The organism is Mesorhizobium sp. P5_C1, from assembly GCF_054049815.1.
In genome coordinates, this window is sequence record NZ_JBFULQ010000014.1 from 15,410 (window position 1) to 27,357 (window position 11,948).

Sequence of the window (11,948 nt, forward strand, 5' to 3'; positions counted from 1 at the left end):
TTATCCGGCTAACACCCTGTCACGCTGGACCTGACGACCGGCGTTTGACGCTGCGCTGTGAATGACCATCGCGGTCATGATTTCTGCGGCCGCGAGTGCGGCGATGACAGGCGGGCGCTTGTCCTTGACGGCATCGCCGCCGATCGGCGAGACGAAGCGGGCAAACTCGGCCTCGCTGCCGTCCGCCGATTTCAGGAACCAGTTCTTGAACGTCGCTTTCTTGGTCTTCGAGCCGATCATGCCGACATAGGCGGTATCGTTGCGCTTCAACGCTTCGGCGACGATCAGGAAATCCAGCGCATGGTCGTGGGTGAGGATGGCGAAAGCGGTGCCGGCCGGCGCATCGCGCACCATCGCTTCGGGCATCGGCGTCAACCGGGTCTCGACGGTTTCCGGCATGCCTTCGAGCGCCTCGGCCCGCGTCTCGATGACGACGGCGTGCACAGGGAGAAGGGCCACCGCGGAGGCCAGCGCCTGGCCGACATGGCCGCCGCCGAAGATATAGACATAGGGCAGGTGTGCCTCTTCTGTCTCAGCCGATGCAACCAGCTCGGCTGCCAGCCCTGCGTCAACGAGCCGGATCAACACTTCGACGCGCCCGCCACAGCATTGGCCGATCTCGGGGCCGAGCGGCACGTCTAAGGTCGCGCAGACCTCGTCAACCTCGATGCGGGCATCCCTTGAGGGGGAGACAAGCATCTGCCGCGCCTTGTCGATCGCCATGTATTCGAGCTGGCCGCCGCCGATCGTGCCAAGAATCGTCGCCTGCGAGACGAGCATCAAGGCGCCCTTCTCGCGTGGCGTCGAGCCCTTGGTGCCCGCCACTTCGACCAGGGCAACCCGGCCGGCGGTACTGAGAAAGGCTTTCAGACTTTGCACTTTCGAGTTCATTTCTCACGTTCCCGAATGGGAAATGTAGGCTTTTTCGGCCTGAATTGCACGTTTTGCCGATTTCAGGCGGTCTTGACCTCGTTCTTCAGCCGCTCGATCGCCATCAGCACCCGTTCCGGCGTCGCCGGCGCATCGAGACGCGGGCAGATCCTGTGGTCGGCGACGCTGGCCACCGCGTCCGACAGCGCGTGCAGCACCGACATGCCGAGGGGGAACGGCGGTTCACCGACTGCCTTGGAGCGGTGGATCGTCGGCTCGCTTGCTTCCGGCCAGTCGGCCAAGGTGACGTTGAAGATCTTCGGCCGGTCCGACGCCAGCGGGATCTTGTAGGTCGAGGGCGCGTGCGTGCGCAGCCGGCCCTTGCCGTCCCACCACAGTTCCTCGGTCGTCAGCCAGCCCATGCCCTGGATGAAGCCGCCCTCGATCTGGCCGATATCGATGGCGCGGTTCAGCGAGCGGCCCGTGTCATGCAATATGTCGGTGCGCTCGACCATGTACTCGCCGGTCAGCGTGTCGACCGAGACTTCCGAGCAGGAGGCGCCATAAGCGAAGTAGTAGAAGGGGCGGCCCTGGCCCTTGTCACGGTTCCAGTGGATCTTTGGCGTTTTGTAAAAGCCCGCCGCCGAAAGCTGGATACGGGCCATATATGCCTGTTTGACGAGGTCGGCGAAGGCGATCTCCTGGTTGCCGATGCGCACCCGGTTGGGCAGGAACAGCACCTGGTCGCGCGGCACCTGATATTTTTCGGCCGCGAAATCGGTCAACCGATCCTTGATCTGGCGAGCGCCATTCTGCGCCGCCATGCCGTTGAGATCGGAACCGGATGACGCTGCGGTGGCCGAGGTGTTCGGCACCTTGCCGGTCGTCGTCGCGGTGATCTTCACCTGATCGAGATCGATCTGGAACTCTTCCGCCACCACTTGCGCCACCTTGACGTAGAGGCCCTGCCCCATCTCCGTGCCGCCGTGGTTCAGATGCACCGAGCCATCGGTGTAGACATGCACCAGCGCGCCGGCCTGGTTGTAGTGCGTGGCCGTGAACGAGATGCCGAACTTGACCGGCGTCAGCGCCAGGCCACGCTTGATGAAACGGCTGTTGGCATTGAAGGCCGATATCTCGCGCCGCCGCCGCGCATAGCTGGCGCTTTGCTCAAGCTCGGCGACGATGCGCTGTATGATGTTGTCCTCGACCGTCTGGTGGTAGGGCGTGATATTGCGGTCGCTTGTGCCGTAAAAATTCTTCTTACGAATTTCGAGCGGATCCTTGCCGACGGCGAAGGCAACCTCGTCGATGACGCGCTCGGCGCCGACCATGCCTTGTGGACCGCCGAAACCACGGAAAGCGGTGTTCGACACGGTGTTGGTGTAGAGCGGCGCTGACTGTGCATGCACCGCCGGCCAGAAATAGGTGTTGTCACAGTGGAACAGCGCGCGATCGGTCACCGGACCCGACAGGTCCGAGGAGAAGCCGCAGCGCGCCGCGAACATGAAATCGACGCCGAGAATGTTGCCCTCGTCATCGAAGCCGACTTCGTAGTCGACGAGGAAGTCATGACGCTTGCCGGTGGCGATCATGTCGTCGTCGCGGTCGGGCCGGATTTTCACGGCGCGATGGTGCTTTTTCGCGGCGATGGCGGCCAATGCCGCAAACTGGTTGCCTTGCGTTTCCTTGCCGCCGAACCCGCCGCCCATGCGGCGGATTTCCACCGTGATGGCGTTGCTCGGCACGCCGAGCGCATGGCTGACCATGTGCTGGACTTCGCTCGGATGCTGGGTCGAGGAATAGATGGTGACGTCCTCGTCCTCGCCGGGCACGGCCATGGCGATATGGCCCTCGAGATAGAAGTGCTCCTGACCGCCGACGCGCATCTGGCCTTTGAGCCGGCGGGGCGCGGCCTTGATCGCTGCCGCGGCGTCGCCGCGCTTCAGGGTCAGTGGCGGCGTGACTAGCTTGTCCTTACGGGGATCAAGTTCGCCGATGTCGGTGACGAAAGGCAATTCCTTATATTCGACCTTGGCCAGCCTGGTGGCGCGGCGTGCCTGCTCGCGCGTCTCGGCAATGACGCAGAAGATCGGCTGGCCGTAGAACTGCACCTTGCCGTCAGCCAGCACCGGCTCATCATGGCGCCCCGTCGGCGAAATGTCGTTTTCGCCAGGCACATCTTTGGCCGTCAGCACGTCGACGACCCCGGGGGCGGTGCGCACAGCCGACAGGTCCATGCTGGTGATGGTGGCATGGGTGGCAGCCGAAAGCCCAAGGCAGCCATGCAGCGTGCCGGCCGGTTCCGGCATGTCGTCGATGTAGACGGCGGTGCCGCTGACATGCTTGTGGCCCGAATCATGCCGCTGGTCGGTGGCGACGCCGCCGGTGATCTTTTCGGCCTTGGGATTGGGGGTGGCGTGCTTGTTCATCATGCCGCCTCGTGCCTTGAAACCTGGATCGGCTCCCTGGTGCCGCTGGTCTCGGCGAAGAAGCGCAGCAAAAGGTTGCGCGCCGCCAGGGCGCGATATTCGGCCGAGGCCCGCATGTCTGTCAGCGGGGTGAAATCATCAGCATACTTTGCCATCGCAGTCACAACCGTCTGTTCGGTCCACGGCTTGCCGACCAGCGCTTTTTCGACAGCCGACGCCCGCTTCGGTATCGCCGCCATGCCGCCATAGGCGATGCGCACATCGGCGACCGTGCCATCCTTGGCCAGGTTCAGGAAGAAGGCGCCAAGGGCAGCCGTGATGTCCTCATCGCGGCGCTTGGTGATCTTGTGGACAGCGAATTTCGTGCCTTTGGCGGGGATGGGAACGTGCACCGCCTCGACGAACTCGCCAGGCTGTCGGTCCTGCTTGCCATAGGCGACAAAGAAGGTTTCCAGTGGGATCGTCCGCCGCTTCTTGCCCTTGCGCAGCGTCAGGCGCGCGCCGAGCGCGATCAGGGGCGGTGGCGTATCGCCGATCGGCGAACCGTTGGCGATGTTGCCGCCGATGGTGCCCATGTTGCGCACCTGATCGCCACCGATGCGATCGAACAGCGGCCCCATCGCCGGGATGCGCTTGGCGAGCGTCGAGAACGCGTCGGTGTAGGTGACGCCGGCGCCGATGGTGATGACGCCGTTGGCTTCGGCGATGGTGCAAAGCCCGTCGAGATCACCGATGAAGACCGCCGGCGAAATATCGCGCATGTGCTTGGTCACCCACAGGCCGACATCGGTCGAGCCGGCAACGATGGTGGCGCCGGGTTCCTTGTCAAGCACGGCGGCGAAATCGTCGACGTTGGCCGGCACGACGAGCCGCTCCTTGCCGACGCCGATCTCGATCCGCGCGCCGTCATGCATGGCCTGGAGCCTTGCCGTGATTGTCTTGCGCTCGACCGCCAGCGGGTCCTTCGCCGCCTTGCCGTAGCTGGAGATGGCGCGGGCCGCGCGCATGATCGCCTCGTAGCCTGTGCAGCGGCAGAGATTGCCTTGCAGCGCCTTTTCGATGGCTTCATTCGACGGGTCGGGCGACCTCATCCACAGGCCATAGAGCGACATGACGAAGCCCGGCGTGCAGAAGCCGCACTGCGAGCCATGGAAATCGACCATCGCCTGCTGCACCGGGTGCAACTGGCCGGGAAGACCGCGCAAATGCTCGACAGTCACGACATGGGTGCCGTCCAGCGAGCCGAGGAAGCGGATGCAGGCGTTGACGCTTTCATAGACGAGACCGCCTGCCGAGAGCTTTCCGACCAGCACGGTGCAGGCGCCGCAATCGCCCTCGGCGCAGCCTTCCTTGGTGCCGCGCAGCGAACGGTCGAGCCGCAGCCAGTCGAGCAAGGTCGCGTCTGGCGCCACCGACGAAAGCGCGACGCCCCTGCCATTGAGAATGAAGCGTATCTCGTTGCGGATACGGACCTTGGCCATGCGTCAGCTCCCCCTGTAGGTCGAATAGCCGTAGGGCGAGACGAGCAGCGGCACATGATAGTGCACGGGTTCGGCCATGCCGAAGCGGATCGGTATCACGTCGAGAAAGGCCGGCTTGGGCAATTTCGTCCCCTGCTGGCGCAAATAGTCGCCCGCGGCAAAGATCAGTTCATATTCGCCGGCGCGGAACTCGGCGCCGGCAAGCAGCGGTGCGTCGCAACGGCCATCATCATTGGTGACGACGGTCTTCAGATGTGTGCGCGTATCGCCCTCGAGGTGATAGAGCGCGATCGACAATCCCGCCGCCGGCCTGCCGGTCGCGGTGTCGAGGACATGGGTCGTCAGACGCCCGCCATCGGCTTTCGACGTTTCTGCCACTGGCCGCCTCCCATTTCCTGTACGAGCGAACTGGCCCGGTACAGTCGAACATTGCTGATGAATTGTGCGCCAATTAAAGGCGATGCATAAGTCCCGGTCGAGCGGAGTGCGACAAAAACACTTTCAAAAATTTTCGGGGGAATGCGCGAGCAGCCCTTTCGATATCCTGATCATACATCGGGCAATGCCCGGCGGGAGGGACGATGCGTTACATCAGAGACATGTGCGGCTATGGAGCCAATCCGCCGGATCCGAAATGGCCTGGTGGTGCGCATGTCGCCGTGCAGTTCGTCGTCAACTACGAAGAGGGCGGCGAGAACTGCGTGCTCCACGGCGACAAGGCTTCGGAAGCCTTCCTGTCGGAGATCGTCGGCGCCGCACCCTGGGTGGGCCAGCGCCACTGGAACATGGAATCAATCTACGAATACGGCGCCCGCGCCGGTTTCTGGCGGCTGCTCAGGCTGTTCACCGAGGCCGAGGTGCCGGTGACCTGCTACGGCGTCGCCACCGCGCTCGCCCGCTCGCCCGACCAGGTCACGGCGATGCAGGAAGCCGGCTGGGAGATCGCGTCGCACGGGCTGAGATGGATCGACTATCGCGACCACAGCGCCGAGGACGAGCGCCGCGACCTCGAAGCGGCGATCAGCCTGCACTACGAGGTGACAGGCCAGCGCCCGACCGGCTGGTACACGGGGCGCACATCGGTCAACACGGTGCTGCTTGTGGCTGAGGAAGGCGGCTTCGCCTATGTGTCGGACACCTATGACGACGAGCTGCCCTATTGGTTCGAGCACGAAGGAGGCGCCCAGCTCATCATCCCCTACACGCTCGACGCCAACGACATGCGCTTCGCGACGCCACAAGGCTTCAATTCAGGCGACCAGTTCTTTGCCTATCTGAAGGACAGTTTCGACACGCTCTATGCCGAGGGCAAGGCCGGCCGGCCGCGCATGATGAACATCGGCCTGCATTGCCGCCTCGTCGGGCGGCCGGGCCGGGTGGCGGCGCTGAAGCGCTTCGTCGACTACGTGAAGTCGCACGACAAGGTCTGGCTGGCACGGCGCATCGATATCGCCCGCCACTGGCAAGAAAACCACCCCTATCGACCCGCAGCACTCAGACCGTCCAAGATGGAATTCGAGACGTTCGTCCACACTTTCGGCGGTGTCTTCGAGCATTCGCCCTGGATCGCCGAACGCGCCTTCGAGTTGGAGCTGGGCCCGGCGCATGACTCATCCGGCGGCCTGCACAACGCGCTTTGCCGCGTCTTCCGTTCCGCAAGCGAGGCCGAGCGGCTTTCAGTGCTCAACGCCCATCCCGACCTTGCCGGCAAACTGGCCAAGGCCAAACGGCTGACGGCGGAATCGACCAAGGAACAGGCCTCAGCCGGACTCGACGCGCTGACCGACAAGGAGCGCGAACTGTTTTCCAAGCTCAATGCCGCATACGTCACCACCTTCGGCTTCCCGTTCATCATCGCGGTGAAAGGCAAGACCAAGGAGGAGATCCTGGCGGAATTCGAGGCACGCATCGGCAACAGCCGCGGCGTTGAATTCGAGACCGCCTGCAAACAGGTCGAGCGCATCGCGCTGCTCCGCCTCAAGGACATGCTTCCGCAATAGGTTTAACCCATGGATACGATCAGGATGCCCGACCGAACCTATTACGCGCCGCATGGCGGCCACCCTGGCCAGAGTGAGCTGCTGACCGGCCGCGCCGTCTTCACCGAGGCCTATGCCGTCATCCCCAAGGGGGTGATGCAGGACATCGTCACCAGCGCCTTGCCGTTCTGGGACAAGACCCGCGTCTGGATATTGTCGCGGCCGCTGTCCGGCTTTGCCGAGACGTTTTCGCAATACATTGTCGAGGTCGCGCCCGGTGGCGGCAGCGAGAGGCCGGAGCCCGATGCAGGCGCCGAAGGGGCCTTGTTCGTGGTCGAAGGCGAGTTGACCGTTCTGCTTGCCGGCAAGAAGCATGTGCTCAGACCGGGCGGCTTCGCCTTCCTACCGCCGGCCAGCGCCTGGACGGTTCGCAACGAGAGCAAGACCGAGGTCCGCTTCCATTGGATCCGCAAGGCTTACGAGGCGGTCGACGGTCTAGAGGCGCCGGAAGCCTTCTTCACCAACGAACAGGACATCGCGCCAACGCCGATGCCCGGCACCGAAGGCCGCTGGGCGACGACCCGTTTCGTCGATCCTGCCGATTTGCGCCACGACATGCACATGACCATCGTGACGCTCGAGCCCGGCGCGGTCATTCCCTTCGCCGAGACGCATGTCATGGAGCACGGGCTTTATGTGCTGGAAGGCAAGGCGGTCTACCGCCTCAACCAGGACTGGGTCGAGGTCGAGGCCGGCGACTTCATGTGGCTGCGCGCCTTCTGCCCCCAGGCCTGCTATGCCGGCGGCCCGGGCAAATTCCGCTATCTGCTCTACAAGGACGTCAACCGCCACGCCAAGCTCGGCGGTGCCGGCATTGCTAGGCGGGCGCCGTGACCCGCATCGTCGCGCGGCCGCTGACCCGCGAGAGCTTTGCCGCCTTCGGCGACGTCATCGACATGGGCGGCGACAATCACTACCCGATCAATGGCGGCAAGGCCGAGCGCTACCACGATCTTGCCACGGCGCAAGCGACAGGGCCGAACGCCCGCGTGCTGATCTCGATGGTGCGCGGCACGCCTTACGAATTGCCGCTAAAGCTGACCATGGTCGAGCGCCATCCATTCGGCAGCCAGGCTTTCATTCCGCTGTCGCCCCGGCCGTTCCTTGTCGTCGTCTGCCACGACGGCGATGGGGGACCGGGTGAACCGCAGGCCTTCATCACCGCGCCCGGACAAGGCATCAACTATTCCCGCAACCTCTGGCACGGCGTGCTGACGCCGCTCGGCGAGGCGCAGGATTTCCTGATCGTCGACCGCGGCGGCGACGGTTCCAACCTGGAAGAATTCCATTTCTCGCACGCCTACGAGATCCATCTCCCCGACGAGAGCTTGTAATGACCGACATTTCCCTGATCGACCGCCTGCTCGACGTGATCGAGCACGACATCGTGCCGAAGACGGCCGACGGTGTTGCCCATGGCAACAAGCTGTTCGGCGCGGCGATCCTGCGCAAGGACGACCGTTCGCTGGTACTGGCCGAAACCAACAACGAGATCGAAAACCCGCTCTGGCATGGCGAGGTGCATTGCCTGAAGCGCTTCTATGAAATGCCAAAGGCCGAGCGCGTCGATACGAAAGACGCCATCTTCATCGCCACGCATGAACCCTGCTCGCTCTGCCTATCGGCGATCACCTGGACCGGCTTCGACAATTTCTACTATCTGTTCAGCCATGAGGATTCGCGCGACAGCTTCGCCATCCCGCATGATCTGAAGATTCTCAAGGAAGTCTTCACCCTCGATCCCGGCGGCTACAATGCCGAGAATGCCTACTGGAAGAGCTTTTCGATCCGCAGATTGGTACGGTCACTCCCCGAGGCCGAGCGCCAGCGGCTGGAAACGCGCATCGGCGAGATCTCGGCACGCTATGACGACCTGTCCGGCGCCTACCAAGCGAGCAAGGGCGACAACGACATTCCGCTGAATTGACGCGGACTGACCAGCCGAATTCGTTGGCTGGCCCACGACGCGATGCCACGGGCTCCATCATCTGGCGATCCTGGAGTCCCGCATGAAAATTGTCACCGAGTTCCCCCGCAAAGTCGTCGAATTTCCAGTAATGGGGATTGTCATGCCGGACGGCTGCCGGCTGTCGGCGAGGGTGTGGATGCCGGAAGACGCCGGCGACGATCCGGTGCCGGCGATCCTCGAGCACCTGCCCTACCGCAAGCGGGACGGCACCATTCTCCGCGATCAGCTGACGCATCCCTATTTCGCCGGCCACGGCTACGCCTCGATCCGCGTCGACATGCGCGGCAATGGCGATTCCGAAGGGCTGATGGACGACGAATATTCCGAACAGGAATTGCAGGACGCCTGCGACGTCATCGCCTGGGCGGCTTCGCAGCCCTGGTGCAACGGCAATGTCGGCATGATGGGCATTTCCTGGGGCGGCTTCAACTGCCTGCAGGTGGCGGCCAAGCAGCCCCCGGCGCTGAAGGCGGTTATCAGCCTGTGCTCGACCTCCGACCGCTATGCCGACGATATCCACTACAAGGGCGGTTGCCTGCTGATCGAGAATTTCGGCTGGGCGTCGACCATGCTGTCCTATTCGTCGCGGCCGCCGGACCCGCTCTTCACCGGCGACAAAAGGTGGCGCGACCTTTGGCTGACCCGGCTGGAGAACCAGCCTTTTCTCGCGCCGCTGTGGCTGAAGCACCAGCACCGCGACGCCTATTGGAAGCGCGGCTCAATCTGCGAGGATTATTCCGCCATCCAGGCCGCCGTGCTGTCGATCGGCGGCTGGCACGACGGCTACCGCAACACCGTCTCGCATCTGGCCACCAACATCGAAGCGCCGGTGAAGGGCATCATCGGACCGTGGATCCACAAATACCCGCATTACGCGGCACCCACACCGCGCATCGGTTTCCTGCAGGAGGCCCTGCGCTGGTGGGACCGCTGGCTGAAGGATATCGACACTGGTGTCGAGGTCGATCCAGCCTATCGTGCCTATGTCATGGACAGTGTCCGCCCCGCGCGCTGGCATCCCAAGCGGCCCGGTCGCTGGGTGGCTGAGCAGGAATGGCCGTCGCCTGCCATCAAGACGCAATCGATCGAGCTTGTCTCCGACGGTAGCAAGCCCGCCATCGTTGCTTCGCCGCAGAGTTGCGGCCTTGCCGGCGGCGAGTATTTTCCGTTCACCTTCGGCCCCGAACTGCCCGGCGACCAGCGCCCCGATGACGCTTTGTCGRTGTGTTTCGACCAGCCGGAACTCACTGAGGCGATCGACATCGTCGGCGCGCCCGAAGTCGAGGTGCGGCTGTCCTCCGACCGACCGCAGGCCAACATCGCGATCCGGCTGTGCGACGTGCACCCTGACGGTGCCTCGGAACTGATTTCCTACGGCGTGCTCAATCTGACACATCGCAATTCGCACGAATTCCCCGAGGCGCTGGTACCGGGCGAAACCGTGTCGGCGCGCGTGGTGCTCGATCAATGCGCCTATCGCGTGCCGGCAGGCCACCATCTGCGCATTGCCGTGTCGAATACCTATTGGCCGATGATCTGGCCGTCGCCGGAGCCGGTTCGGCTCGCCTTGTCGGCCGCCGTGCTGGCCCTGCCGCTGCGGCCGCTGGCGACAGGCAACGAAGTGACGTTTGCCGAGCCGGAAAGCGCCACTCCCTGGGCGACCGAGACGATCCGCGCCGCCAATTCCGAGCGTCATGTCGATCGCGACGAGAAGACCGGAATTGTGACGCTTTCCATAACGGATGATTTTGGCAAGGTGCGCGATCTTGCCCATGGCCTGGCCAATGGCAGCATCGCCCGCGAGATCTGGACGATCCATCCGGACGATCCCCTGGCGGCCTCTGGAAAAACGCACTGGACGCAGACCCTGTCGCGAAATGGATGGTCGGTGCGCACCGAGACATTCGCGGAAATGCGATCGGACGCGCAAAACTTCATCCTCAGCGCCAGAATCGAGGCCTATGAGGGCGAAACTCTCGTTTTCGAGCGTAACTTCGAGGAAAGGGTGCCGCGCGTCCTCCTGTGACCACGGATTTGGTTGGTCCAAATGCGACGTACGATTTACGCCACGGCATGTCGCATTCGGTCTTGCTTACCGCTTTCCCTTGCGGTCATTATTCTCCTCACAAGAAACAAGAAAAACGACCGCAGAGTCGAACCAACAGAGTGAGGAACTCAACATGTCAAACGAACTGGAATTCCTTAGCCGGCGAGTCGCTTCCGGCAAGTTGAGCCGTCGCGATTTTCTCGGTCGGGCGGCAGCACTCGGCGTCACCGCGACCTTCGCCAACTCGCTGCTTTCAGGTGCGGCGCGCGCTGCCGGCCCAATCAAGGGCGGCACGCTGAAGGCCGGCCTCGTCGGCGGCGAATCCACCAACAGCCTCGATCCGGCGCTGATGATGACGCAGGTGCCGTTCGCCTTCGGCAAGTGCTGGGGCGAAATGATCGTCGAGCTGTCGCCGGAAGGCAAGCTTGAGAACCGCATCGCCGAGGAGATCGGCTCCTCGGACGACGCCAAGGTGTGGACGTTGAAGATCCGCGACGGCGTCGAATTCCACAATGGCAAGACGGTGACCGCGGCAGACGTCGCCGCGACCCTCGAGCGCCATTCGGACGAAAAGTCGAAATCCGGCGCGCTCGGCTACATGAAGGGCATCGAGACCATCAAGGCAAACGGCAAGGAAGTGGTGCTGACGCTGAAGGAGGCCAACGCCGACCTGCCCTATCTGCTCAGCGACTATCACCTGATCGTGCAGCCGAACGGCGGCAAGGACAAGCCGGATGCCGGCATCTCGGCCGGCCCGTACGTGGTCAAGACCAACGAGCCCGGCGTACGCCATGGCGGCGAGCGCTTCGCCAATTACTGGCAGGGCGACAAGATGGGCCATGCCGACCAGATCGAAGTCATCGTCATCAACGATGCGACCGCCCGCACGGCGGCCCTGCAGGGCGGCCAGGTCAACATGATCAACCGCGTCGAGCCGAAGATCGTCGACCTGATCAAGCGCCTGCCGGGCGTCACCATCCGCAACCACGCGGGTCCTGGCCACTACGTGTTCATCATGCACTGCAACACGGCACCATTCGACAACAACGATCTGCGCATGGCACTCAAGCTGGCCATCGACCGCGAGGAAATGCTGGACAAGATCCTGCG

General features: G+C 63.4%; 10 protein-coding genes. 6 read left to right on the plus strand and 4 right to left on the minus strand.

The window, feature by feature from the left end:
- From xdhC to uraH, 4 genes are all read right to left on the minus strand, one after another.
- Window positions 1-891, minus strand: coding sequence for a xanthine dehydrogenase accessory protein XdhC (gene xdhC / locus ACXJ7R_RS02550; protein WP_457150441.1), 891 nt, complete (start codon window positions 889-891; stop codon window positions 1-3).
- A gap of 62 nt (window positions 892-953) precedes the next feature.
- The gene (xdhB, locus tag ACXJ7R_RS02555) at window positions 954-3,302 is read right to left on the minus strand and encodes a xanthine dehydrogenase molybdopterin binding subunit (protein ID WP_457150449.1); all 2,349 of its coding nucleotides are present in this window, start codon (window positions 3,300-3,302) and stop codon (window positions 954-956) included.
- Window positions 3,302-4,783, minus strand: a complete 1,482-nt coding sequence (xdhA, locus tag ACXJ7R_RS02560) for a xanthine dehydrogenase small subunit (protein WP_457150442.1) — start codon at window positions 4,781-4,783, stop codon at window positions 3,302-3,304. Before xdhA ends, xdhB begins: the two co-directional genes overlap by 1 nt.
- Before the next feature lie 3 nt (window positions 4,784-4,786).
- Window positions 4,787-5,161, minus strand: coding sequence for a hydroxyisourate hydrolase (gene uraH, locus ACXJ7R_RS02565; protein WP_457150443.1), 375 nt, complete (start codon window positions 5,159-5,161; stop codon window positions 4,787-4,789).
- Between the two features lie 203 nt (window positions 5,162-5,364).
- On the opposite strand from uraH, the gene puuE reads away from it, so the two are divergent.
- The 6 genes from puuE to ACXJ7R_RS02595 all read left to right on the plus strand — a co-directional run.
- Complete coding sequence (gene puuE, locus ACXJ7R_RS02570) at window positions 5,365-6,783, plus strand: allantoinase PuuE (RefSeq protein ID WP_457150444.1); 1,419 nt, start codon at window positions 5,365-5,367, stop codon at window positions 6,781-6,783.
- Window positions 6,784-6,792: 9 nt separating this feature from the next.
- Window positions 6,793-7,656, plus strand: coding sequence for a bifunctional allantoicase/(S)-ureidoglycine aminohydrolase (locus tag ACXJ7R_RS02575; protein WP_457150445.1), 864 nt, complete (start codon window positions 6,793-6,795; stop codon window positions 7,654-7,656).
- Window positions 7,653-8,156 carry an ureidoglycolate lyase gene (locus tag ACXJ7R_RS02580; RefSeq protein WP_095083037.1) on the plus strand — a complete coding sequence of 168 codons (504 nt, stop codon included), beginning with the start codon at window positions 7,653-7,655 and terminating at the stop codon, window positions 8,154-8,156. Before ACXJ7R_RS02575 ends, ACXJ7R_RS02580 begins: the two co-directional genes overlap by 4 nt.
- On the plus strand, window positions 8,156-8,749 hold the full coding sequence (locus ACXJ7R_RS02585) for a nucleoside deaminase (protein ID WP_457150446.1): 594 nt from the start codon (window positions 8,156-8,158) through the stop codon (window positions 8,747-8,749). Before ACXJ7R_RS02580 ends, ACXJ7R_RS02585 begins: the two co-directional genes overlap by 1 nt.
- 82 nt (window positions 8,750-8,831) lie before the next feature.
- Window positions 8,832-10,817: a CocE/NonD family hydrolase gene (locus ACXJ7R_RS02590; protein WP_457150447.1), complete on the plus strand. Its 1,986-nt coding sequence runs from the start codon at window positions 8,832-8,834 to the stop codon at window positions 10,815-10,817.
- Between the two features lie 154 nt (window positions 10,818-10,971).
- The coding region (locus ACXJ7R_RS02595; protein ID WP_457150448.1) for an ABC transporter substrate-binding protein at window positions 10,972-11,948 on the plus strand (977 nt) is incomplete at its 3' end.

Excerpts from the sequence above, each read along its gene's own strand:
- puuE (WP_457150444.1), top strand. The coding sequence starts at position 5,365 with ATGCGTTACATCAGAGACATGTGCGGCTATGGAGCCAATCCGCCGGAT.
- xdhC (WP_457150441.1), bottom strand. The coding sequence starts at position 891 with ATGAACTCGAAAGTGCAAAGTCTGAAAGCCTTTCTCAGTACCGCCGGC.
- ACXJ7R_RS02585 (WP_457150446.1), top strand. The coding sequence starts at position 8,156 with ATGACCGACATTTCCCTGATCGACCGCCTGCTCGACGTGATCGAGCAC.
- ACXJ7R_RS02575 (WP_457150445.1), top strand. The coding sequence starts at position 6,793 with ATGGATACGATCAGGATGCCCGACCGAACCTATTACGCGCCGCATGGC.
- xdhA (WP_457150442.1), bottom strand. The coding sequence starts at position 4,783 with ATGGCCAAGGTCCGTATCCGCAACGAGATACGCTTCATTCTCAATGGC.
- xdhB (WP_457150449.1), bottom strand. The coding sequence starts at position 3,302 with ATGAACAAGCACGCCACCCCCAATCCCAAGGCCGAAAAGATCACCGGC.